At 63.9% G+C, this 23,584-nt stretch carries 17 protein-coding genes and 1 pseudogene; 5 read left to right on the forward strand and 13 right to left on the reverse strand.

The genetic code is table 11. The annotated features are described in order from the left end of the window. The first annotated feature begins 32 nt into the window (after positions 1-32). A complete protein-coding gene (locus A9971_RS15765; protein WP_183001334.1) occupies positions 33-2,564 on the forward strand; it encodes a sulfite reductase flavoprotein subunit alpha in 2,532 nt (843 codons plus the stop codon). 266 nt (positions 2,565-2,830) lie between these two features. Here A9971_RS15765 and A9971_RS15770 read toward each other — a convergent pair whose 3' ends face one another. Further along, positions 2,831-4,372, reverse strand: coding sequence for an alkaline phosphatase (locus A9971_RS15770; RefSeq protein WP_183001333.1), 1,542 nt, complete (start codon positions 4,370-4,372; stop codon positions 2,831-2,833). Positions 4,373-4,584: 212 nt separating this feature from the next. Between A9971_RS15770 and A9971_RS15775 the strand changes: the two genes are divergently transcribed. Beyond that, entirely contained in the window at positions 4,585-5,736 is a 1,152-nt protein-coding gene (locus A9971_RS15775) for an MFS transporter (RefSeq protein ID WP_183001332.1), read from the forward strand. 108 nt (positions 5,737-5,844) lie between these two features. Here A9971_RS15775 and A9971_RS15780 read toward each other — a convergent pair whose 3' ends face one another. From A9971_RS15780 to ptsP, 4 genes are all read right to left on the reverse strand, one after another. Then, the gene (locus tag A9971_RS15780; protein ID WP_152685945.1) at positions 5,845-6,225 is read right to left on the reverse strand and encodes a DUF6124 family protein; all 381 of its coding nucleotides are present in this window, start codon (positions 6,223-6,225) and stop codon (positions 5,845-5,847) included. A gap of 691 nt (positions 6,226-6,916) precedes the next feature. After that, positions 6,917-8,659 (reverse strand): PTS fructose-like transporter subunit IIB, encoded by a 1,743-nt coding sequence (locus A9971_RS15785; protein ID WP_183001331.1) that lies wholly within the window; start codon positions 8,657-8,659, stop codon positions 6,917-6,919. Between the two features lie 11 nt (positions 8,660-8,670). After that, positions 8,671-9,612 (reverse strand): 1-phosphofructokinase, encoded by a 942-nt coding sequence (gene pfkB / locus A9971_RS15790; protein WP_183001330.1) that lies wholly within the window; start codon positions 9,610-9,612, stop codon positions 8,671-8,673. Continuing rightward, positions 9,612-12,473, reverse strand: a complete 2,862-nt coding sequence (gene ptsP, locus A9971_RS15795; RefSeq protein ID WP_053156338.1) for a phosphoenolpyruvate--protein phosphotransferase — start codon at positions 12,471-12,473, stop codon at positions 9,612-9,614. The genes pfkB and ptsP overlap by 1 nt, the downstream gene beginning before the upstream one ends. A 301-nt stretch (positions 12,474-12,774) precedes the next feature. Between ptsP and cra the strand changes: the two genes are divergently transcribed. Both cra and A9971_RS15805 read left to right on the forward strand, forming a co-directional pair. After that, the gene (cra, locus tag A9971_RS15800) at positions 12,775-13,770 is read left to right on the forward strand and encodes a catabolite repressor/activator (RefSeq protein ID WP_011059214.1); all 996 of its coding nucleotides are present in this window, start codon (positions 12,775-12,777) and stop codon (positions 13,768-13,770) included. A 3-nt stretch (positions 13,771-13,773) separates the two neighbouring features. After that, the gene (locus tag A9971_RS15805; RefSeq protein WP_183001329.1) at positions 13,774-14,565 is read left to right on the forward strand and encodes a TatD family hydrolase; all 792 of its coding nucleotides are present in this window, start codon (positions 13,774-13,776) and stop codon (positions 14,563-14,565) included. Here A9971_RS15805 and A9971_RS15810 read toward each other — a convergent pair. The 6 genes and pseudogenes from A9971_RS15810 to A9971_RS15830 form a co-directional block, all read right to left on the reverse strand. Next, positions 14,551-14,922: a hypothetical protein gene (locus A9971_RS15810; protein ID WP_019095647.1), complete on the reverse strand. Its 372-nt coding sequence runs from the start codon at positions 14,920-14,922 to the stop codon at positions 14,551-14,553. The two genes, A9971_RS15805 and A9971_RS15810, sit on opposite strands and share 15 nt — an antisense overlap. A gap of 196 nt (positions 14,923-15,118) precedes the next feature. After that, a complete protein-coding gene (locus A9971_RS33210; RefSeq protein WP_404944722.1) occupies positions 15,119-15,832 on the reverse strand; it encodes a methyl-accepting chemotaxis protein in 714 nt (237 codons plus the stop codon). A 144-nt stretch (positions 15,833-15,976) separates the two neighbouring features. Next, positions 15,977-17,116 (reverse strand): annotated as a pseudogene (locus tag A9971_RS33215) (HAMP domain-containing protein); the annotation flags it as partial. 295 nt (positions 17,117-17,411) lie between these two features. Continuing rightward, entirely contained in the window at positions 17,412-18,248 is an 837-nt protein-coding gene (gene ampE, locus A9971_RS15820; protein ID WP_011059211.1) for a regulatory signaling modulator protein AmpE, read from the reverse strand. Next, entirely contained in the window at positions 18,245-18,805 is a 561-nt protein-coding gene (gene ampD, locus A9971_RS15825; protein ID WP_011059210.1) for a 1,6-anhydro-N-acetylmuramyl-L-alanine amidase AmpD, read from the reverse strand. Before ampD ends, ampE begins: the two co-directional genes overlap by 4 nt. A gap of 63 nt (positions 18,806-18,868) precedes the next feature. After that, complete coding sequence (locus A9971_RS15830) at positions 18,869-21,097, reverse strand: DUF1631 domain-containing protein (RefSeq protein ID WP_011059209.1); 2,229 nt, start codon at positions 21,095-21,097, stop codon at positions 18,869-18,871. A 363-nt stretch (positions 21,098-21,460) separates the two neighbouring features. On the opposite strand from A9971_RS15830, the gene nadC reads away from it, so the two are divergent. After that, entirely contained in the window at positions 21,461-22,309 is an 849-nt protein-coding gene (gene nadC / locus A9971_RS15835) for a carboxylating nicotinate-nucleotide diphosphorylase (protein ID WP_015634124.1), read from the forward strand. Positions 22,310-22,349: 40 nt separating this feature from the next. Here the strand turns inward: nadC and A9971_RS15840 are convergent, their stop codons facing one another. Beyond that, entirely contained in the window at positions 22,350-22,646 is a 297-nt protein-coding gene (locus A9971_RS15840) for a DUF6388 family protein (protein ID WP_015634123.1), read from the reverse strand. Between the two features lie 321 nt (positions 22,647-22,967). Continuing rightward, complete coding sequence (locus A9971_RS15845) at positions 22,968-23,498, reverse strand: hypothetical protein (protein ID WP_041751950.1); 531 nt, start codon at positions 23,496-23,498, stop codon at positions 22,968-22,970. Between the last annotated feature and the right edge of the window lie 86 nt (positions 23,499-23,584).

Genomic DNA, 23,584 nt, shown 5'->3' on the forward strand with positions numbered 1-23,584 from the left:
TTTCCTCTCTCTGGACGAACAAGGCGAGTGACGTGTTGAAGAAAACCCTGTTCCAGCTGCACTGGTTCTTCGGCATCAGCGCGGGGCTGATCCTGGCCCTGATGGGCATCACCGGGGCGACCGTGTCGTTCCAGGACGAAATCCTGCGCGCCCTCAATCCATCGGTGCTGCAAGTCGACAAGCTCCCCGCCGGGGTGCTGCCGCCCGCCGAACTGGTGGAAAAAATCCAGGCCGCCGAAGGCAAGACGGTGTCCATGCTCTGGGTCGAGACCGACAGCGGCAACGCCGCGCGGGTGTTCTTCACCCCGCCGCCGGGGGAACGCCGTGGCCAGATGCGCTACTTCGACCCCTATACCGGCGAGTTCATGGGCGACGCCGTCGGCCAGGACTTCTTCGGCTTCATGCTGCAATTGCACCGCTTCCTGGCCATCGGCGACACCGGCCGGCAGATCACCGGCGCCTGCACCCTGATCCTGATCTTCTTCTGCCTGTCCGGGCTGTACCTGCGCTGGCCGCGCCAGGTCGGCAACTGGCGGGTGTGGCTGACCCTGGACTGGGCCAAGAAAGGCCGCGGCTTCAACTGGGACCTGCACGCCGTGTTCGGCACCTGGTGCCTGCTGTTCTACCTGCTGTTCGCCCTCACCGGCCTGTACTGGTCCTACGATTGGTACCGGGAGGGCCTGACCAAGCTGCTCTCCGATGCGCCACACAGCGAACGCCAGCGTGGCGGCCGCGGTGGCCCGCCGCCCAAGGGCCCGGCCCCGGTGGCGGACTACAACGCCATGTGGAGCAGCATCTACAGCGCCGCCGGCAAGGATCTCAACGCCTACAACATCCGTATGCCTGCCGTGGCCGGGCAGCCGGCGACTGTGTTCTACCTGCTCAAGACCTCCCCCCACGAACGGGCGCTGAACCAACTGACCCTGGACCCGGCCACCGGGGTGATCAGCCGTCATGACCGCTACGCCGACAAGAGCCTCAAGTCACAGTTGCTCACTAGCGTCTACGCGCTGCACGTGGGCAGCTACTTCGGCCTGGTGGGGCGCATCCTGCTGACCCTGGCCTCCTTGACCATGCCGCTGTTCTTCGTCACCGGCTGGCTGCTGTACCTGGATCGCCGACGCAAGAAGCGCCAGATCAAGCAGGCCCGCCAGGGCCTGGAAAGTACCGCCCCCGACGGCTCGGCGTGGCTGATCGGCTTCGCCAGCCAGAGCGGCTTTGCCGAGCAGCTGGCCTGGCAGACCGCCGGGCAATTGCAGGCTGCCGGGGTGGCGACCAAGGTCCAGCCGCTGAGCAATCTCAGCGAACAGGACCTGCGTGACGCTCAGCGCGCGCTGTTCGTGGTCAGCACCTTTGGCGACGGCGAAGCACCGGACAGCGCCCGCGGCTTCGAGCGCAAGCTGCTGGGCCGCGAGCTGTCGCTGCAAGGCCTGCAATACGCCGTGCTCGGCCTGGGCGACCGCCAGTACCAGCACTTCTGCGGCTTTGCCCGACGCCTGCACGACTGGCTGTCGAACCAGGGCGGCAGCACCCTGTTCGCCCCCATCGAGGTGGACAGCGGCGACAGCTACGCCCTGCGCCACTGGCAGCAGCAACTGGGCCAACTCACCGGGCATGCCCCGGTAGACCTGTGGCAGGCCCCGGCCTTCGACAACTGGACCCTGAAGAGCCGCACCCTGCTCAACCCCGACAGCAGCGGCTCCGGGGTCTACCTGCTGCAACTGCTGGCCCCCAGCGCCAGCAGCTGGCTGGCTGGCGACCTGGTGGAAGTCATGCCGCGCAACAGCTCGTGGATGGTCGAATACTTCCTCGACGGCCTGGGGCTTTCCGGCGAGGCCAGGGTCCAGCTCGACGGCCTGGAAGAGAGCCTGGAACAAGCCCTGGGCAGCCGCCAGCTACCAGAAAACCGCACCCACCTGGTGGGCCTGCACGCCCAGGCCCTGGTGGATGCCCTGGTGCCCCTGAGCATGCGCGAATACTCCATCGCCTCGATTGCCGCCGACGGTTGCCTGGAGCTGCTGGTACGCCAGGAACGCCACGCCGACGGCAGCCTGGGGATCGGTTCCGGCTGGCTCACCGAGCATGCTGCGGTGGGTTCGAGCATCAGCCTGCGGGTACGGCGCAACAGCGGCTTCCACCTGCCGGCCGAACCTTGCCCGCTGATTCTGCTGGGCAACGGCACCGGGCTGGCGGGCTTGCGCAGCCTGCTCAAGGCGCGGATCGCCGAGGGCCAGCAACGCAACTGGCTGATCTTTGGCGAGCGCAATGCCGAGCATGATTTCTACTTCAAGGATGAACTGCAGGAATGGCGCACCCGGGGCGACCTGAGCCGCCTGGACCTGGCGTTCTCCCGGGACCAGGCCGAGAAGATCTACGTCCAGGACCGCCTGCGCCAGGCGGCGGACGAGCTGAAAAAATGGCTGGACGATGGCGCCGCGCTCTACATCTGCGGCAGCTTGCAGGGCATGGCGTCGGGGGTGGATCAGGTGCTCATCGAGGTACTGGGCGCAGACCACGTCGAACGCCTGATTGAACAGGGTCGCTACCGCCGCGACGTTTACTGAGGCGTCAGACGCTTCGCCGGCAAGCCGGCTCCTACGCCAATCCTGCTACCCCCTCCGTAGGAGCTGGCTTGCCAGCGAAGGCGCCCGTCTGAACAGCGCAAGGCTCAAGGGCCTCTTCGCCGGCAAGCCGGCTCCTACATCAATCGTGCCGCACCCTCCGTAGGAGCTGGCTTGCCAGCGAAGGCGCCCTTCAGAACAGCGCAAGGCTCACGGGCCCTATTCGCCGGCAAGCCGGCTCCTACGGGACGGGGCGTTGGCGGGGATGGTTACGCCGGTTGCAGGTTGTGCTCGTACACCGCCACGCCATCCAGGTCCCGCAGGATTACCTTCAGCTCTGCCGTTTGCCCATCGATCTGCACTTCGCCAAAGAACTGGAAGCCGGCAAAGGGTGAAGTGTTCTGCGCTGGCGGCGCCTTCTGGAACACCACTTCCGGGCCGAAGGTCTTGTCCAGCACATTGGGCCCGAAACTCCCGGCGTTCAGGGGGCCGGCGACAAACTCCCAGAACGGCTCGAAATCCTGGAACGCCGCCCGATCCGGGTGGTAGTGGTGAGCCGCGCAGTAGTGCACGTCCGCCGTCAGCCACACATGGTTGCGCACCTGATGCTTGCGCAAATACGCCAGCAGCTCGGCAATCTCCAGCTCGCGGCCCTGGGCCGAGCCCGGGTCGCCGTTGGCGATCGCCTCCCAGCGCGCCACCCCGGGGCTGACTTCGCCATCGGGCACGCCCAGGCCAATGGGCATGTCCGCCGCCACCACTTTCCACTGAGCCGAGGAGTCCTTGAGCTCACGCTTCAGCCAATCCAGTTGCTCGCGGCCGAGGAAAGGTTTCTCGCCGCCGAGGTTGTCATCGTTGGGGCCGCGATAGCTGCGCATGTCCAGCACGAACACATCCAGCAACGGCCCATAGCTGAGCTTGCGATAGATGCGCCCGCCGCCATCGGCGCTCTGCCGGCGCATGGGCGAATACTCCAGCCAGGCCTGGCGCGCGCGGCCCACCAGGGTCTGGATGTCCTTGACCACGTAACGTTCGTCCAGCTGCTTGCTCGGCGACCAGTTATTGACCACCTCATGGTCGTCCCACTGCCAGATCTGCGGCACCTCGGCGTTGAAGCGGCGCAGGTTTTCGTCCATCAGGTTGTAGCGGTAGTTGCCCCGGTATTCGTCGAGGGTCTCGGCCACTTTGCTCTTGGCCTCGGTGGTGAGGTTGCGCCAGATGCGCCCGTCTTCCACGGTCAACTGTGCCGGCACCGGGCCGTCGGCGTAGATGGTGTCGCCGCTGTGGATAAAGAAGTCCGGCAGGCGCAGGCGCATTGCCTCGTAGATGCGCATGCCGCCGATATCCGGGTTGATGCCGAAGCCCTGCCCTACCGTGTCGCCGCTCCAGACAAAACGGATGTCCCGGCGTTGCGAAGGCGCACTGCGCAAATGGCCGAACCAGGGCTCGCTGGCCACGCCGGACTGGGCATCCTCGAAGGTCACCCGATAGAAGATCGCCTGATTGGCCGGCAGCCCGGTCAACTCCACCCGCGCCGTGAAGTCGGTCCGCGCATCGGCCAGGGGCGAAACAGAGCGCCGGGGGTTGCTGAACAGGCTTCGCGTGTCCCACTCCACCACCATCCGCGCCGGACGATCGCTGCGGCTCCAGATCATCGCCTTATCCCCCAGCAGATCCCCGGACTGCACCCCGTCGGTGAGCTGCGGCCGATCCTTGACCGAAGCGATCACCGCCGGCGCCAGGCTCGGCATCAACAGCCCCGCCCCGGCGATTTGCATGATCCGACGACGACCGAGGTTGAACTCGCTCATGGTGACTCCCTGACAATGGTCAAAAAGCACACCTTAGGCAGTGGGGATGAAGGGGGTGTGACAGAGGCTCCTTTTCCGCATCGGTTATTCCTGTGAGCTATAAAATTAGAATTCGTAATTTCAAACGTCCAAGCCGCCGAATGCTATAACCGAGCGCTCGGGCAAGGCCCCAAGCGCCGTGCGTATTTCCACTTCCCCCAGGCACGTGATCGATGGAACACCCGAGCCTCGAGTACAGCGATAGACAACGCTGGTGGGCGCTGACGCAAATCAACAGCCTGTCGGTGCTGTCCCAGGTGGTGCAGATCGGCAGCATCACCCCGCTGCTATCGCTGTCCCTGGAGCAGCAAGGCGTGGAGCCGGCGCAGATCGGCCTGATCATCAGTGCTTCCTGGCTGGCGATCCTGCTGTTGTATCGCGTCGTCCCACGCCTGCTCGGGCACCTGGGGCTGGTCAGGGCCAATCTGCTCAGTGCGCTGTTAAGCATCCTGGCCCTGATCGGCATGAGCCAGACACACAACCTGATCGGCCTGTTCGCCCTGAACTTCGTCCTGGGCATCGGCCTGATCCTGCGCTGGATCGCCTGCGACACCTGGATCGTCGCCGTAGCCTCGAAAAACGAGCGCGGCCGAGCCATTGGCGTGCATGAAACCCTCATGGGCCTGGGCATTGCCGTTGGCCCCCTGTTGCTGGTGGTCTCCGGCGTCCAAGGCCCTGCTCCGTATTACGCCTGCGCCGTGCTGATCTGCATGTCCGCCGCTCTGGCCCTGAACTTGAAAGGCCACGACTGCCAACCGCAGACACCCCGGGAAAAACACCGCGGCCAGTTGTTCCGAACCATCCCCGTGGCGTTATGTGGGGCCTTCCTGGCGGGTTTTGCCGAGACCTCGTCGCTGTCCTTCCTTGCCGGGTACAGCCTCTCGGCCGGCTACCTGCTGACCGCCGCCACCTTGCTGGTGACTGCGTTCGGCGCGGGCGGCACCCTGCTGCAACTGCCCATCGGCTGGTTGGCGGACAAAAGCTCCTACAAGAACAGCCAACGGATGTGCGGCCTGCTGCTCCTGGCCGGAGCCCTGGCACTGCCGTTCAGCCAGTCGGTGCCCTGGCTGACAACCGTGCTGGTGTTTGCCTGGGGGGGCGCCATTGGCGGAATGAACACCCTGGCGGTCATCGAAGCTGGCGACCGGGTCGAAGAACAGCAAATGTCCACGGCCATGACCGCCATCGCCCTGTTCTACACCCTGGGCAGCGTATTGGGGCCTGTGGTAACCGGCGCCAGCGTGTCCTACCTCAGCCCCCATGGTTTGATGATTACCGTGGGCGTGGCTGGCGCGATTTTCGTGGGCCTGCTGCTGCGTCGATGAAGGCCGATTGAGTGCTGCAGCCTTGGCGTACGCTTGCTCCCACTGGCCATGCCCTAACGCTTTAGCTATCCGAATGGGAGCAAGCCTTCCCTGCGCTGCAACAGCGGTTCAGCTCGGAGAACGACGATTGCCATCGAGCAAGGCATCGACCACGCCACGGGCCATTTCCACCGAATGCACCAGGGACCAGATCAGGCCACGCTCGACGCCGCTGGCCTGCTCGGTGATCTCGTCGGACACCTCTTCGGCGGCTTTGAGCAGCATGGAAACGTGGAGCAAGGCTTCCTCGGCGCTGATGCCAGGGCGGACGGTGAAGGGCGAGTCGGTGCCCGCAGGACCACCCGCCGTGGGTTTCAACGCAGTGACCAACGAACGGCTCAGCGCATTGTTGACCAAGGCATAACGAACCACTTCGTTGGCCAGATCGTGGTCTGGATTGCGACGGGAAACAGAATGGGAAACAGGCGGATCGGGGACGATCTTTTTCATGGTGTAGCTCCCGAGCAGTAGAGCCATCACCCATCGCTGCTAAACGAAAGGTGGCGGCTGGACGCGGGTTAGCAGACCAGGGCTCAGGAACCCGGCGCACCCGAAGGTGCCCCACGTACAGCCGCCATAACAAGCTGGCCAGAACAAGATCCGGCCAAGGAAGAGATAGCGCTTATACGTCTGAGACTTATCGAGCTGCTAAACCCGATCACTGAATATTCAGTGACGAACCGAGCCTAGTGAGCTGAGTACCCAGCCGCAAGCGCCAAGGAGTGTCTCGGAAACCCCTTACAAAAGAAAGAGACTTGGCCGACGGTGGCCGCTGGAGAAAGCCGCAATAAGCCCTGGGCGCGGCCTGCAATAGCAGGTGCGGCGAAGTTGAGCGGCGAGGAAAAAGGGCGAGCCCGGCTTGAGGACGTCTTCGCCAGCCAGAACGGTGCAAGGCTTGAGGATCTCTTCGCCGGCAAGCCGGCTCCTACAGAACTGCGGTGGCGCGCCCTCCTCCGTAGGAGCTGGCTTGCCAGCGAAGGCGTTGGCCGAAACGGTGCAAGGCTCAAGGGCCTATTCGCCGGCAAGCCGGCTCCTACGAAACTGCGGTGGCGCGCCCTCCTCCGTAGGAGCTGGCTTGCCAGCGAAGGCGTCGGCCGGAACGGCGCAAGGCTCAAGGGCCTCTTCGCTGGCAAGCCGGCTCCTACGAAGAGGTGGGTTGCAGGGCGAGCTCCACCGCCTCAGGCCGCTTCACCAACGCGTACACCACCGCCGTCAGCAGGCTGCCCGCGACAATCGCCAGCAGGTACAGCAGGGCGTGGTTGATGGCATTCGGGATCAGCATGACGAACAGGCCGCCGTGGGGCGCCATCAGTTTGCAGCCGAAGTACATCGACAAAGCCCCGGTCAGGGCGCCGCCGGCGATGCTCGCCGGAATCACCCGCAGCGGGTCCTTGGCGGCAAACGGAATCGCGCCTTCGGAGATAAAGCACAGGCCCAATACCAGGGCGGCCTTGCCGGCTTCGCGTTCGGTCTGGGCAAATTTGCGTCGGGCAATGAAGGTAGCAATGCCCAGGCCAATGGGCGGTACCATGCCCGCCGCCATGGTCGCGGCCATCGGTGCATAGCTCTGGGACGCCAGCAGCCCTACCGAGAACGCATAGGCCGCCTTGTTGATCGGCCCGCCCAGGTCGACGCACATCATGCCGCCCAGCAGTACCCCGAGCAGAATCGCGTTGGTGGTACCCATGCTGTCGAGGAAGTGGGTCAGGGCTTCGAGCATGCCCGCCACGGGTTTGCCCACCACGTAGATCATCACCAGCCCGGTGAACAGGCTGGCCAGCAGCGGGATGATCAGGATAGGTTTCAGCGCCTCCAGGCTTTGCGGCAAGCGCGCATATTTATTGATCGCCTTGGCCGCATAACCGGCGAGGAAGCCGGCGACGATGCCGCCGATAAAACCCGCGCCCAGGGTGCTGGCGAGCATGCCACCGATCATTCCCGGCGCCAGGCCTGGGCGGTCGGCGATGGAGTAGGCGATGTAACCCGCCAGCAGCGGCACCATCAGCTTGAAGGCGGTCTCGCCGCCGATCTGCATCAAGGCCGCGGCCAGGGTGCCCTCCTCCTTGAAGGCGGTGATGCCGAAGACGAAGGACAGGGCAATCATCAAACCGCCCGCCACCACCATCGGCAGCATGAACGACACCCCGGTCAGCAGGTGTTTGTAGACCCCGGTCTTTTCCTGTTTGGCCGGTGTCTGGGCGCCTGCTGCGGAGGACTCCAGCCGGCCCTCGGCCAGGGCCTTGTTCAGGGTCGCCTCGGACTGTTTCAGGGCCACGCCGGTGCCGCAGCGATAAATGCGCTTGCCGGCAAAACGCTCGGTGGGCACTTCGATGTCCGCCGCCAACAGCACCACGTCGGCCTCGGCAATGGCTTGGGCGCTCAGCGGATTGCGCGCGCCCACCGAGCCCTGGGTTTCCACTTGCAGGTCGTAGCCCAGGCGCTTGGCGGTTTGCTGCAGGGCCTCGGCGGCCATGAAGGTGTGAGCCACGCCAGTCGGGCAGGCAGTGATCGCTACCAGCCGCGGGGCGCGTTTGCCTGTTTCGAGCACCGGCTCGGCACTGGCCTCGGTGGCGACATGGACCTGGGCCTCTTCGGCACCGCGACGCAGCACTGCATCGACATCCTGCAGGGCCTGGGACGGGCTGCTGCGGTACACCCGCTTGCCGACAAAACGCGACATATCCACAGGCCCGGTGCTGACCACCAGCACCCACTCGGCGGCCTCAATGGTGGCCGCCGAGAGTTGGCGTTCCGGGTGCGCTTCATCGTGCACTTCGACGCTGGTGCTCCAGCCCTGGCGCTGCGCCGCGGCGTCCAGCAGGCGGGCGCAGAGCACGCTGGTGACCATGCCGTTGGGGCAGGCGGTAACTATGGCTAACTTCATGGGCAACCCTCTTATTGTTCTAGGAGGGGATGCACGCGCACCCCCTGCTCCAGCCGGGCCAGTTGCACCCTGTCGCTGATGCCGAAACCGATCTGGGTCACGGCCATGGCGGCAATCGCCGTGGCGGTGCGCAGGGTCTGTTCAAACGGCTGGGCGCTGAGCAGGCCGTGGAGCATCCCCGCCAGCAGCGAGTCGCCGGCGCCTACGGTGCTAACCACGCGGACCTTGGGCGGCAAGGCTTGCAGGGACGGCGCGGCGCTGAACCAGTTGACCCCCTCGGCGCCGTGGGAAATCACCACATGCTCGACGCCCTGGGCGCGCAACTGGCGCGCAGCCTCGGCCTGCCCGCCCACTGAAACCACCGGGCTGCCCAAGGCGTCCGCCAGCTCTTCGGTGTTGGGCTTGACCAGCCAGGGGCCTGCCGCCAGGCCGGCGCGCAAGGCAGCGCCGCTGGTGTCGAGGGCGACTTTAAGACCGAGGTTTTTCAAACGCAGCAGCAGGGCCTGGAACCATTCGGGGCTGACCCCACGCGGCAGGCTGCCGGCCACCACCACCGCGTCATGCCCGGGAGCGATCTGTTCCAGGCGTTCAAGCAGGGCCTGTTGCGCGGCTTCACTGACCTCGGGCCCTGGGCCGTTGATATCGGTAATGCGCCCGTCGCCTTCGGCCAGCTTGATGTTGCTGCGAGTGTCCCCGGGCACACGGATAAAGGCGTCGACAAACCCGCGCTGGGCAAACAACGCGTCAAACGCCTGTGGATTGTTTTCCCCGAGAAAGCCGCTGACGGTCAGTTGATGGCCGAGGTCAGCCAGCACCTGGGCCACATTCACGCCCTTGCCAGCGGCGTGGGTGTACATGGCGTCGCTGCGGTTGACCTGCCCTGTGTCCAGGCGCGCCAGCTGCACCGTCAGGTCCAGCGCCGGGTTGAGGGTCAGGGTAAGAATCTTCGCCATTACATGGCCTCCACTAGGGCGCGCACTTCGTTGGCGCTGCCGACGGCCAGGGCCTGTTGAGCAAGGGTTTGTGCCTGGGCCAGGCGCAGTTCGCGGATCCGCGCCTTGACCTCGGCGATGCTGCGTCCGGAGACGCTGAGTTCATCCACCCCCAGGCCCACCAGCACCGGCACCGCCAGCGGGTCGGCCGCCAGCTCGCCGCAGACCCCGACCCACTTGCCATGGGCGTGGGCGGCACGCACGGTGATGTCGATCAGTTGCAACACTGCCGGGTGCAGGCCATCGGCCTGGGCGGAAAGGGTCGGGTGGCCACGATCGATGGCCAGGGTGTACTGGGTCAGGTCGTTGGTGCCGATGCTGAAGAAGTCCACTTCCTTGGCCAGCACCGGCGCCAGCAGGGCGGCGGACGGCACTTCGATCATGATCCCCAGTTGCAGGTCGGCCACGGGGATTTCCCGGCGCAGGCGCTCGGTCATGTCCCGGGCCTGGCGCCACTCTTCGACGCTGCCGACCATGGGGAACATGATCCGCAGCGGGCGGTTGTCCGCCGAGCGCAGCAACGCGCGCAATTGCGCTTCCATGATCAGTGGCCGCTGCAGGGTCAGGCGGATGCCGCGCACGCCGAGGAAGGGGTTTTCCTCCTTGGCAATGGGCCAGTAAGGCAGCGGTTTGTCGCCGCCCACATCCAGGGTGCGCACCACCAGCGGACGCCCGGCGAGGCCGTCGAGTACACGGCGGTATTCGGCTTCCTGGGTGGCTTCGTCCGGGGCCTGGGGATGGGCCATGAAGATCAGTTCGGTGCGCAGCAGGCCGATGCCCTCGGCGCCGTTTTCCACGGCGGCGGCGACACCGGCGCTTTCGCCGATATTGGCGAACACCTCGACCGCGTGACCATCGGCGGTATGGGCCAGTTGATGGCGTTGTTCGGCGGCCGCCTTGAGCCGTTGCTCGCGGTTGTCGCGCTCTTCGGCCGCCCGTTGCAAGGTCGTGCTATCAGCGTCGACATGCAGGCGACCGCGCTGGCCGTCCAGCAGCAAGGACGTGCCGGACTTGATCAGCAGCACGCTGGCCCCCGCGCCCACCAGGGCCGGAATCCCCAGGGCCCGGGCGACGATGGCGCTGTGGGCGGTGGCGCCGCCGCGGGCGGTGAGAATACCGGCGACCCGGGTCGGATCGAGGCGCGCGACGTCCGAAGGGCCGACTTCATCCATCACCAGGATGTAGGGCTGGTCCGGCTCGGCCGGGGTTTCAATGCCGCACAGTTGCGCCAGCACCCGGCGGCCGATGTCCCGCAGGTCGGCGGCGCGCTCGGCGAGCAAGGCGTCCTGCAGGGCTTCCTGCTGTTTGGCGGCGCTTTCGATCACGGTCATCCACGCCGCTTCGGCGCTTTCGCCCTGCTTGAGGCGGGTGTCCACTTCATCGCTCAGTTCGGGGTCGTCGAGCATTTCCTGGTGGGTGATGAAGATTTCGCGGATGGCCTTGGCCTGGCTGCGCTGGATCAGCCTCTGGATGTCCTCGCGGACCTCGGCCAGGGCCTGCTGCAAGCGCTGGCGCTCGATGGCGGTGGACTCGCCCCGCAGTGGGTAATCGATACTTTGCTGGACCTGGATATGGGCCGGGCCGATGGCGATGCCGGGCGCAGCGGCGATGGCCTGGATCAGGCTGCCGGAGGCCGGGGCGCTGAGCGGCTCGACGACCTCTTGTGGCTCTTGCCGAGGCGTGCTGACAGCCGGCAATGGCTCGACCTCTTCGCCCAGGCCCTCTTCGATGGCTGCCAGTAACGCGGGCAAGGCATCGGCGGCAATGCTGGGTTCAGCGATCAGTTCCAGTACCTGGCCACGCCGGGCCCCGAGGCTCAGCAGCTTGCTCAGGCTTTTGACCGAGACCGCAGAATCCTTGCCATCGACGATGCGGATGCGGATCTCGCCTTCAAAGTTTTTTGCCAGTTGCGCCAGCACCTTGGCCGGGCGCGCATGCAGGCCGTGGGCGTTGGCCAGGGCGATGCGGGCGCTGGGCCAGTCCGCAGGCAACTCGCCGCCAAGCACTTCCAGGACTGCGCGGCTGCTGGTGGCGCGGCCCAATTCCTGGCCACGGCCTTCGATCAGCAGCGCACACAGGCGCTCCAGCAGGGCCTGGTGGGCTTCCCCCAGGCTGGCCAGGCAGAACAGGCCGCTGAGGGGCTGGCCCAGGTAGCGGATGGGTTTGTCCGGGGTGACGAACGCCAGCCCCGGGCGCAACACCGTCTGCTCGCTGTGCAGCCACCACAGGCCGTCACCCAGGGGCAGCGCCTCCACCTGTTGCAGCACCGCGGCAAAGCCGTTGCTCACGCACTCGGCCTGGCGCAGCAGGCGAGCACCGCGCCAGACCAGTTCTTCGAAATCTTCCGCCGCCACACCGAGGCCGATCATCTGTGCGTCCAGCGCCAGTTCCTGGGGTGCGCCCTGCAACAACTTGAGCAGGGCCTGGGGAGAGCTGGCGCGGCGCAGGGCCTGGCCCAAGTCGGTTTCACCCAGGGCGCGGGTCAGGAGTTGCAGGAGTCGCAAGTGCTCGTCGGATTTAGCCGCGATGCCGATGGCCAGGTAGACGATCTGCCCGTCTCCCCAATCCACGCCGTCGGGAAACTGCAGCAGGCGCACGCCGGTGGCAAAGACCTGGTCGCGGGTTTCCGGGGTGCCATGGGGAATGGCGATGCCTTGGCCAAGAAAGGTCGAGCCCTGGGCTTCGCGGGCCTGGAGGCCAGCCAGGTAACCCTCGGCCACCAGGCCGTCCGCCACCAATTTGCCGGCCAGCAAGTGCAACGCCGCGGACTTATCCACAGCCGACTGGCCCATGGATATCTGCTCTACAGTGAGCTCGAGCATGGCTTCTCCTATTTAGCGCGGCAGGGGGCGGCGCTAGGTATTGTTTTAAGTAAGCAGCGTAGGCGTCTTTACTGCCACAAACGGGACTCGGTGCCTGGCAGGGGCGTTTTCCGTTCGGGCTTCGGCCTAGAAAATACGCTTGCTGAAACGTTTAATCTAGCAAGTTTGGTACGTTACTCCATAATCTCGAGCGCTTGAAGTCCTTCTGGTCGATTGCCGGTTCCGACGTTGGTCGCCTGCCCAGATCAGGTAGGATTGGCGAAAATATCGGGGCAAGCACCAAAAACAAGGAAATCCCGGGTTGAAACTCAGTGATATCGCTCGCCTGGCCGGTGTGTCTGTGACCACCGCCAGTTACGTCATCAACGGCAAGGCCGAACAACAACGCATCAGCAACGCCACCGTGGAACGGGTGCGGGCGGTGGTGGAAGAACACGGCTTTACTCCCAACCCCCAGGCGGCCGGCTTGCGCAGCCGGCACACCCGTACCTTGGGTTTCATTCTCCCGGACCTGGAGAACCCCAGCTACGCACGCATCGCCAAGCTGCTGGAGCAAGGCGCCCGGGCCCGAGGGTATCAGCTGCTGATCGCCAGTTCCGACGACGCTCCGGACAGCGAGCGGCAATTGCTCCAGCTGTTCCGCGCCCGGCGTTGCGACGCGCTGTTCGTCGCCAGCTGCCTGCCGCCGGAAGACGACAGCTACCAGCAGTTGCAGGCCCAGGGCCTGCCGATCATCGCCATCGACCGGGTGATGCCGCCCGAGCTGTTCTGCTCGGTGATCAGCGATGACCTGCAAGCCAGCCTGCACCTGACCCAGAGCCTGCTTGAGCCTGAGCCCAAGCAGATCGTGCTGATCGGTGCGCGCCCGGAACTGAGCATCAGCCAGGAGCGCGCCGCCGGTTTCCGCCAGGCCCTCGAGGGTTTCGGCGGCGAGGTGCTGATCGAGCACGGCGAAGCCTTCAGTCGTGATTGCGGCCGCCAGCTGATGGAGGAATTGCTGCAGCGCCTGGGCCATCTGCCAGACGCCCTGGTGACCACCTCCTATGTACTGCTGCAAGGGGTATTCGATGCCTTGCACGACTTCCCGCTGAAATCCCGGCCTCTGCGCCTGGGCACCTTTGGCGATACCCAGTTGCTGGATTTCCTGCCGCTGCCGGTCAATGCCATGGCCCAGCAGCATCAACTGATCGCCGAAAAAGCCCTGCAACTGGCCCTGGCCGCCATTGAAGAGGCGCATTACCAGCCCGGCGTGCAGGCCATCGCGCGGACCTTCAAACAGCGCATCCAACAGGGCTGAACCGTGGAGCTGATCGACAGCCACACCCACCTGGATTTCGCGGATTTCGATGCCGATCGCGGGGCGCTGCTGGCAGACAGCCGCGCCCTGGGCGTCTCGCGAATGGTGGTGCTGGGGGTCTATCAGGCCAATTGGCAGCGGCTCTGGGATCTGGTGCAAAGCGACTCGCAGCTGTACGCGGCCTTTGGCCTGCACCCGGTGTACCTGGACGATCACCGCCCGGAACATATCCAGCAACTGGGTGACTGGCTGACCCGGCTGGCAGGGCACCCACAAGTGTGCGCGGTGGGCGAGATCGGCCTGGACTACTTTCTTGCGCACCTGGATCGCGAGCGCCAACAGGCACTCTTCGAAGCGCAATTGCAGCTGGCGGCAGATTTCCAGTTGCCCGCCCTGCTTCATGTTCGGCGCAGCCACGCGGCGGTGATCGCCAGCCTGAAGCGCTTCAAGCTCAAGCGTGGCGGCATTATCCACGCCTTCGCCGGCAGCCGCGAGGAAGCCCGGGAATACCTCAAGCTGGGGTTCAAGCTGGGTCTGGGGGGCGCCGCGACCTGGCCCCAGGCCCTGCGCCTGCGCAAGGTGATCGCCGAGCTGCCGCTGCACGCCCTGGTGCTGGAAACCGACTCGCCGGACATGGCGCCTGCCATGTTTCCCGGCCAGCGCAACAGCCCGCAGCACCTGCCGGCCATCTGCGCCGCCCTGGCGCAGATCATCGGCATCACGCCCGAGCAACTGGCCAGCGCCAGCACCCGCAACGCCTGCGAGCTGTTCGGCTGGCCTTCAGCCGGCCTGTAGCTGCAACGGTCGGCGCTGGCGCCGGCGGGCAGCCATCATCACCAACAGGTAACTCACCAGCATCAATGCCGAAACGCTCAGTTGCTGAGCCAGGCTTACCAGCCCGACCCACTCCAGCACCAGTGTCACCAATATCACCGTGGCACACAGCACGATCATGGTCGCGCGCAGGGTGGCCAGCGAGCCCAGGGACCTGAGGCGCTTGATCTGTTCGGGGCAACTGAGCTTCAGCGGTTTGTGGCAATGGTTGCAGTTGAAGGCTTCCTGCAACGCCATGGCATTGAGTTGCCAGGGTTCGAGTTCAAGGAGGGTCTGGCAATGGGCGCAACGGCCCTGGATTCCAGAAGTGGCAGTCATCAACGTATTTCCTCAGGGCCATGCAAGGCACATGGCCAACTGGTCGAACAGCCTGCGGGATCACCGGGGCTGAAAAATCAGACGCGCAGGAAAACAGGAAACACGCGACAAACAAAGCATTCATTTACTACCGATTGTATGCAAAGCAGCGAAGCCCTTGGTTTCCGGGGCCTCGCCAAGAGCAGGAGCACGTTGCTCAGACGCGGAAAGCGCCAATCAATTGCTTCAGTTGCACCACCTGGGCAGACAGCTGCCGGCTGGCATCCTCGGTCTGGTGCGCGCCCTCGGCAGTGCGCTCACCGGCACGATTGATCTCGACGATGTTCTGGTCGATGTCGTGGGCCACCGCGGTCTGCTGCTCCACGGCCGCGGCGATTTGCTGGTTCTGGTCGACGATCATGCCTACTGCACCAAGGATATTTTCCAGCGCCTGCTGAACCTTTTCCGACTGGTCCACCGTACCGTTGGCCATGGCGTGGCTGCTGCCCATGGCCTTGACCGCCGCGCTGACGCCACCGTGGAGCTTGCCGATCATGTCCTCGATCTCCTCGGTGGACTGCTGGGTGCGTTTGGCCAGGGTCCGCACTTCATCGGCCACCACCGCAAAGCCCCGGCCCTGCTCACCGGCGCGCGCCGCCTCGATGGCCGCGTTGAGGGCCAGCAGGTTGGTCTGCTCGGCGATGCTCTTGATCACCTCCAGGACCCGGCTGATGGACTGGCTGTCGCTGGCCAGCTGGTTGATCACCAGCACCGACTGGTCGATCTCGCTGGCCAGCCGGGCGATGCTGCCCTGCTGGGATTCCACCAGCCCGCGGCCGCTGATGGTTTCGTCATTCACGCTGTGGGCGCTGCTGACCGCCGCCGCGGCGCTGCGAGCCACTTCCTGGGAGGTGGCGGACATCTGGTTCATCGCCGTGGCCACTTGCTCGATCTGGGTGCGCTGGCCAGCCACGGCCTGATTGCTCTGGGCCGATACACTCTGCACTTGCCCGGCCTGGCGCTCCACCTCACTGACGGTGTGGCCAACCCGCTCGATCAGGTCGTGGATTTTCAGCACGGTGCCGTTGAACACACTGCCCAGTTCCCCCAGTTCGTCGCGGCTGTGGGCGGTGAAGCTGACGGTCATGTCCCCCGCCGCTACCTTGTCCATCATCGCGCCCAGGCGCCGCAGAGTGGTGCGGGTGGAAGCGTAGAAACCGCCGTACAGGTAGACGATGGAGAGAAACACCAGGGCCAGGGCCGCCACCAGCAGCACCATGTGGCGACGGTTCTGCTCCAGGCGCTTTTGCAACTCGACATCCAGGAATTTCAAGGTGCCTTCATTGAGCTGGTAGGTCTGCGCCATCAGCCCGCTGACCTGGTCGTAGAAGGCCTGCCAGGGCGCATCCAGGGTATCGGCCATCACCACCTGCTCCTCGAACAGCTCGCTGGCCTGCTTGAGGCTGCCCTTGCTGGTCGTGGCCAGCGTGTCGAGAGCATCGTGGGCAGCGCGGCTGGACCCCAGGGCATCCTGCAACTTGAGCCCGTATTCGGCCTGGAGCTTTTCGATCTGCACCAGCAATTCGTCGAAACGCGTGCTGGACGAGGAATTGAGGAACCCCTGGCCCAGGGAGTAGGCGCCCATGGCCCGGCCTTCACCGAGGAGCTGGGTAACCTGCGGGGTGACGCTGGTGATCAGCTCGCTGAGCTGGCGAATGTCACCCTGGCCATCGCGGCTCAGGCCCGACTGGCTGGCGATGATCTGGCTGAACAACTGCGCGCTGCCCAGCAACTTGCCGATCAGGCCGCTTTTGTTCAGCAGCGAGCTTTCCACTTGCTGGGTCTTGAAGGCGGCAATCAGTTCATCGCGCTTGGCGTTGAAGACCTCCACCTGCTGTGGGTCCGTGGTTACCGCCTGCAAGGCCTGCAGGCGTTCCAGCACGGATTTCTCCAGGGCCACAATCTTGCCTTCCAGGTCCCCTGCCTTGCCGGACTGACCGAGGCTGGCGTTGATCTGCACCAGGTTATTGAGGGTTTCCAGGTCTCGGCGCAGGGCCAGGCTGCTGCCCAGCAGGTCGAGGCTTTGCAGTTCGACCCGGGTGCCCTGGAATTCGCGGTAGGAGTCGCGCACCAGATAGAAGTTGGTCACCAGCATGGGTAGAAAGAACAGCACGCTGATCAGGCTGAACTTCATGCCGAAGCTCAGGCGGTTCATCAGCGCGACAGCGGGATAGAGCAAGCTCTTCACAAAGAAGTCTCCCTTTTCTTTTATTGTTATTGGCAGGCAGGCGAAGGCAGCAGATAGCCACTATTCGGCGCTCCGTCTGTATAGCTCAATTTCGTGGGAGGTTTTGTAACTTAAAGTTAACCGCCAGCGCGGCATCCAGGGGACAGCTCGCGGGCTGTGGCGAGGGAGCTTGCTGCCGATCGAAGGCGCAGCCGTCGCACTCTCTGCGATGCGCTGCGCCAGAAAACCCTCGGTGGGCGGTTGGGGCCAGCCCTTGGTCACCTCAGGCCAGGACGGTCCACAGGGCAAAGCCGGCGTACCAGAGCACCGCCGCCCGCAACAACAGCTCCCAGATACGATCCAGGCTGTTGATACCTTCGGGCCCGACTTCCGGCGGCGGGATTTCCGCGGCCACCAGGCCGACCTTTTCCACCAACTGCGCGGCACCGATATGCCAGTTGAGCAACTCGTGGAGCATCACCCGGCCGACTGCGACAAAGTTGCCCACCAGGGCAAAACTCGCCGCCAGCAGGCGCACCGGCAACCAGTCGAAGGCATGTCGCAACTGCCCCGCGCGTTCGACCAGGGCGGGGTTCTTGCCATGTTCGGCGGCGAGAGCCAACAGGCGATAGCTCAGGGCCGCTACCGGCCCCAGCAGGAAGTACCAGAAGATCACCGCGAAGAAACTCTGGAAGGCCTGCCACAGCAGGTGGCCCTGCACTCGCTCCAGCAGTTGTTCGCCATTTTCGGCGCAGATGCCCAGGTCACGTTCTGCGACATGGGCTGCCGCTTGCAGATCCTCACGCCGCCAGGCGTCACGGAACGGGCCCAGCTCACCCAGCAGATCGCCGCGACCCAGGGCGTAGATCACCACCAGCAGGTGCACCGGCAGCGCCAGCAAGCCATAGGCGATGGGCTCCAGCACCAGCAGCAACAGCCCGAGCAGCGCCACCGGCAGCAACACCATGACGATCAGCAGCCACCACGGATGCCCGGCCATACGCGGGCTCGACTCCAGACGCGCCAGTTCCCCCAGCCACCAGCCATCACGCTGCACCCGCTGGCGCAGGGCCGAGAACTTCTCGATCCACACCGCCAACAGCAACACCAGAAAACTCATTGTCCTTCCCCCTTCTCCAAGGCGGCACGAAAGCGTGCCCAGTCGAATCCCGGGCCCGGATCGGTCTTGCGCCCGGGCGCGATGTCGCTATGCCCGCAGATCCGTTGTGGCGTGATGTCGCTGAAGGCCCGGCGCAGTTGCCTGCTTAGGCTGATCAACGAGTGATATTGAGCATCGCTGAAAGGCTGATCATCGGTGCCTTCCAGTTCGATGCCCAGGGAAAAGTCGTTGCACGTCTCACGCCCCTGGAAACTCGAGACACCGGCATGCCAGGCCCGATCCAGGCAGGAAACGAATTGGGTGACGGCGCCGTCACGCTCGATCAGAAAATGCGCAGAAACACGCAGATCGGCGATCCCGGCAAAATAGGGATGCTCTGTGACATCAAGGCGATTCTGGAAGAATTCCTGCACCTTGCCGGTGCCGAACTGCCCCGGCGGCAGGCTGATGTTGTGAATCACCAGCAGGGAAATCTCGCCCGCCGGACGTTCATTGAAATTGGGTGACGGGCAATGCCGTACGCCATGACACCACCCCGTGGCAGGGTCCAGCCGCATACCGATTCCTTCAACTAAAGCCTTGGGTGGCCCAGTATGCCGCGTTATCCCCTCGGGTTGCGATCACTTGCCGTGATTGAGTCGCTGCAGGTTGCCGATCACCGATTCCAGGGCGCGGTCGAACAGCAGGGTGTCATCCAGGGCGCGCACTGCGCCGCGCTGGAACTCCAGGGCCAGGCCCATGCGCGTACGCTCCAGCACCTTCATGCCGGTGCGGTTGACGAACACGTATTTGGCCACCGGATGTGGAACAATCGCCGCCAGTTTGCAGCGCAGGGTGTTGTCCTCGTCTTCCAGGAACTCGACCCAGGCCCCAAGCCGCAGTTGATCCACCCATTGCACGCTGGGGTCGTTGGCCGGCAACGCCAGCGGCGCGACTTCCAGCGGGCCCTCTTCGGCACTGGGCAGGACAATCTCTTCGGCCACCACGATCATGTGTGCAGGGTCTGCTTCCAGGACGGCACCCTGCAGTTGCGGGGCCTGAGCCTCGCGCTCGAATGCCTGCAAGTGCAGGAGCTCCAGCTGGCTGAAGAACTCGCTGGTAGCGAAAGGATCGAAAGCCGCCGCGCTCAAACCCTCGCGCAGGCCCTTGAGCAACCCCGGCACCAGCGCCAGCAGACGCATGGCAGTATCCGGCTGTTCATGGCGCTGCACGCTCCAGATCAGCTCCAGCAGGGTCTGCTCCGCAGTTTGCCACTCTGGCGAGTCGTCGCCGTGCTTGAGGCAACTGAGCAGCATCACCTGGCTCCAGGCTTCGCGGACAAAATCCACCACCTTCTGCGGCAACACCTTGCCCAGCAGGGCGTCATTCAGGGCCTGCTCTACCCGGCGCCGGGCCAGTTCGGCCCTGGCCCGCCCTTCCTCGGCGTCACGGGTACGCTGCTCCAGCAACTCGGCGCGACGCCGCTCGTCGGCAGTGAAGGCCAGGAAGTCCGCCAGCAGCTCGGAGAAGATCGCCGGGTCATCGCTGAACTCGCTGAGCAGGCGTTGCACCACTTGCTCGATCCGCAGGTACAGACTGTCGCGCTGGTGGTCATCGCAACCGCCCCAGCCCATGGCTGCAGCGGCGATCTCATTGAGCAGGCGCCGGGCCGGGTGATTGCCGCGGCTGAAGAAACTCTTGTCCAGCACCGCCACCTTGAGCATGGGAATCTGCAGGCGGCCAATCAGCGCCTTGAGCGAGTCCGGCAGGTTGCGGTCATCGAGAATGCACTCGAAGAGCATGGCGATCAGGTTGATCACGTCTTCATCGGCCACATCCACCACCCGGGATTTGCCGCTCTTGACGCTGACCCGGGTGAGCAATTGTTCCAACTGGTTGCGCAGGTCGAAATCGTCCTGGGCGCTGGGCGCCGGCACGTATTGCTGCAGGTGCGACAGCAGGCGCATGAGGTCGCGGGTGGAAATCGGCTGGGTTTCGGCGCTGGCTTCCAGGGTCGGCGCCACGCTGCCACGCACATGAAACAGCAGAGTCTGCAGGGCGGCGAAAACTTCCTGCACGCTCTCGTCGAGCTGCGACTGGCTGGATTTCGCCGTACCCCCCTCGGTCGCTGCCGCACGGGCCTCGGCCTGGGCTCGATCGGCCGCCCGGCGGGCCGGAGCAGGCATCAGTTCCGGCAGGATCCCGGTGGCGATCAGCAGTTGGTTGGCTTCGGCATAGAGTTGTTCGGCATCGCTGAGCACATAACGCTCGAACAACTTGAGGATGATCAGCTTGACCTTGATTTCCACCCCCAGGCTGCGCCCGGCCTGGAGGAAATACTCGCAGAGCAGCGCCGGCCCCAGGGGGTTGTCCCCATCCACCAGGCGCCGTCCCAGCAGCACACTCAGGCGCTCCGTCAACTGCCCCAGGGCGAAGCCATCACGGTTGAGCACCTTGGCCACCATGGCATCCACCGCGACGGTCTTTTCCAAGTCATCGTGGGACGGATCCAGTGATGGGTCGTAGACCACGGCATGGGGAATGGCCAGGGCCGGGTCATACTGCACCAGGCAGGCAAAAGCCTGGAAGAACGCCTCCAGGAAACCGCGCTCGATGCTCTTGCGCTTCAGCCGCAGGTCGCGCATGGCTTCGAAGAGGGTGTTTTGCTCGACGTTGTTGCGGGCCCGATCGGCCATTTCGAACAGGGTGTCATCAGCGTTATCGAACAGTTCCTGCAAGCCGTGGCGCAATTGCTGGGCGGCCTTGTCTCGGACCTGAAGCAGAATCACAGGCAGGCGGGCAAGCGGCGAAGCGGTCGCCTGATCTGTAGCGGCCTTGTGCAAAGGCACTACATTCCCGTCGTTGTGCATCCAAGCCTCCTGGAAAGGTGTTTCTTCGGTTCGAGATCAAGATTCAGTCAAGCCGACGACGCTCACAGCCGGCTCTCAGCGGAGGCACATGCACTCCACTGCACTTCATTTAGGGGGAAGCCAAAGACACGTCAAAGCTATGACGTCAATTACAAGTCATATTATCTTGTAAAAGTCCCCTCTTGCGCCAGCAGACTCTGTGGCCTCCTCCGAAATAACCCCTAGCGACTCAAGAAAAGTCACTCCTATTCATCAGACAAAGCCATCCAGGACAGGTTCGCCAATGCCTTGCAGGCATTTGCCACCTTGGGTTCGCTGATCCCCTGGCCCTATAATCGGCGCACTTTGTTTGTGGAGCCCGTTATGCCGAATCTACGCCTCGCCGACCTGACCGCCGAAATCGAAGCCAACGTGCGCCGTGCGTTGCTGGAAGACATCGGCAGCGGCGACATCACCGCGCAACTGATCCCGGCCGAACGTCTGGCCAAGGCCACCATCATTACCCGCGAAGCCGCGGTAGTCGCCGGCACCGCCTGGGTCGATGCGGTCTTTCGCCAGCTGGACCCGCGGGTCGCTGTGCACTGGCAAGTGGCCGACGGTGAGCGGGTGGTGCCCAACCAGGTGCTTTTCCACCTCGAAGGCCCAGCCCGCTCGCTGCTCACCGGCGAGCGCAGTGCCCTGAACTTTCTGCAACTGCTGTCCGGCGTGGCCACCCGCGCGCGGTACCTGGCGGACTTTGTCGCCGATACCCAGGTCAAGCTGCTGGATACCCGCAAGACCCTGCCGGGGCTGCGCCTGGCACAGAAGTACGCGGTCACCTGCGGCGGTTGCCACAACCACCGCATCGGCCTGTATGACGCCTTCCTGATCAAGGAAAACCATATCGCTGCCTGCGGCGGTATCGCCCAGGCCATCAGCGCCGCCCACAGGATCGCCCCGGGCAAGCCGGTGGAAGTGGAAGTGGAAAGCCTGGAGGAACTGAAGGAGGCCCTGGCCGCCGGGGCCGACATCATCATGCTCGACGAACTGAGCCTGGACGACATGCGCGAGGCCGTGCGCCTGAACGCCGGCAAGGCCAAGCTGGAAGCCAGTGGCGGGATCAACGAAAGCACCTTGCGCCCGATCGCCGAGACCGGGGTGGATTACATTTCCATCGGTGCCATGACCAAGGACGTGAAAGCGCTGGACCTGTCCATGCGCTTGAGCCTCTGAGCCATGAAAAACGCCAGCCTGGTTCAGGCTGGCGTCGTGCTCAACCGTCGATCTCGTTGAGCTGCAGATAGTCCTCCAGGTCCATGCCCAGCGCTTCAGCAACTTCCTGATGCACCTCCAGGCGCATGGCCTTCAGTTCCTCCGGTGTTTCTGCCACCAGATCGAGCACCAGTTCCCATGGCTCTATGCCGCGGGATTCCGCCTCGTCCTCGAACGCCCATTGCGCCTGCTGCTTCTGCTCTTCCGGGCTCAGGGCGCTGATTTCCTCTTGCAAGGAAGGCGTGGCAGCCAGGTACCTTTCAAGCGCTACGTCGATTCTTGCCTCTTTAGGAATCATCTCGTTCTCTCTGATCGTGGGAATGGAAGATGGATCTGGATCGTTGGGATCTCTCTGCCGCAAAAAACCGTTGTGAACTTCGATTTATCTGGCCTTCAGAACCATTCTGGATCATCTGAAAACAGCATGCTGGTACTCAGACAGGGACCGAATATAGGACCTTTGGTCCACGATTTATATGACCTGATGCACCCATTGGAGAAAAACTCAGGGTTTTCCAAGCCATCGGCAGACGCCAGCCCGGCAGAACCCTCAGAGAACGAGATTTCGCAAATGCAGCCGCAGCGATATTTCATGCCGGTGTTTCACCAGGTTACGGAGCTAGGACCCCACAGCCGTAGCTGTTCCTTTTCTCAAGCAAGCTCCTGTCTGCCCGACATCGATAAGCCTTCTTAGATTATCGAGAATATCGAACTCCTTTACTTCTCCATCCTTGGCTATGAGGATCCCGGCTCTAGTCAGCCATAGATACCCTTCCTTGCTTTGATTAGGGATGACAGTAACTACGAAATTCAATGTCGGACTCTCTGGACGACTCTCCGGCACCTTGGTCTCAGTGAAATTGAAAGTCAGTTCATTATCATCGCCTGGTGAAACGCTTTGCGCGCTGACAACAGGCAGCCGAGCCCTTGAAGCAGCAGGAAACTCAGCGGAATACAACACACTTCCTCCCTGTACCTGCTTGGTTATTCTTAAGAAATATTGCTCCAGGTCTTTGGTATTCGTTGGCGTCGTGCAGTCTTCGCCTTCAGCGGCAAAATATTCCCCCTCAAACTCATAAGAGGGTCCTTTCTCACAGGCGGCAAGGGACAGCGACACTATGCCGGCCAAAGCCAGCTTCCACTTCTTCACACCGGTCACTCCATGATTTGCGGGCGTCATTATGCGCAATGCCCCTGGCTGCTACCACCCGGTTCATGACCCGCACAGGTGTGAAC

The sequence above is a fragment of the Pseudomonas sp. UME65 genome, from assembly GCF_014170225.1.
Classification (GTDB): domain Bacteria; phylum Pseudomonadota; class Gammaproteobacteria; order Pseudomonadales; family Pseudomonadaceae; genus Aquipseudomonas; species Aquipseudomonas protegens.

Bases quoted from the DNA above. Each gene is read 5' to 3' on its own strand.
- A9971_RS15770 (WP_183001333.1), bottom strand. From the start codon at position 4,372: ATGAGCGAGTTCAACCTCGGTCGTCGTCGGATCATGCAAATCGCCGGG.
- A9971_RS15775 (WP_183001332.1), top strand. From the start codon at position 4,585: ATGGAACACCCGAGCCTCGAGTACAGCGATAGACAACGCTGGTGGGCG.
- A9971_RS15780 (WP_152685945.1), bottom strand. From the start codon at position 6,225: ATGAAAAAGATCGTCCCCGATCCGCCTGTTTCCCATTCTGTTTCCCGT.
- A9971_RS15785 (WP_183001331.1), bottom strand. From the start codon at position 8,659: ATGAAGTTAGCCATAGTTACCGCCTGCCCCAACGGCATGGTCACCAGC.
- pfkB (WP_183001330.1), bottom strand. From the start codon at position 9,612: ATGGCGAAGATTCTTACCCTGACCCTCAACCCGGCGCTGGACCTGACG.
- ptsP (WP_053156338.1), bottom strand. From the start codon at position 12,473: ATGCTCGAGCTCACTGTAGAGCAGATATCCATGGGCCAGTCGGCTGTG.
- A9971_RS15810 (WP_019095647.1), bottom strand. From the start codon at position 14,922: ATGACTGCCACTTCTGGAATCCAGGGCCGTTGCGCCCATTGCCAGACC.
- A9971_RS33210 (WP_404944722.1), bottom strand. From the start codon at position 15,832: ATGAACCAGATGTCCGCCACCTCCCAGGAAGTGGCTCGCAGCGCCGCG.
- ampE (WP_011059211.1), bottom strand. From the start codon at position 18,248: ATGAGTTTTCTGGTGTTGCTGTTGGCGGTGTGGATCGAGAAGTTCTCG.
- ampD (WP_011059210.1), bottom strand. From the start codon at position 18,805: ATGCGGCTGGACCCTGCCACGGGGTGGTGTCATGGCGTACGGCATTGC.
- A9971_RS15830 (WP_011059209.1), bottom strand. From the start codon at position 21,097: ATGCACAACGACGGGAATGTAGTGCCTTTGCACAAGGCCGCTACAGAT.
- nadC (WP_015634124.1), top strand. From the start codon at position 21,461: ATGCCGAATCTACGCCTCGCCGACCTGACCGCCGAAATCGAAGCCAAC.
- A9971_RS15840 (WP_015634123.1), bottom strand. From the start codon at position 22,646: ATGATTCCTAAAGAGGCAAGAATCGACGTAGCGCTTGAAAGGTACCTG.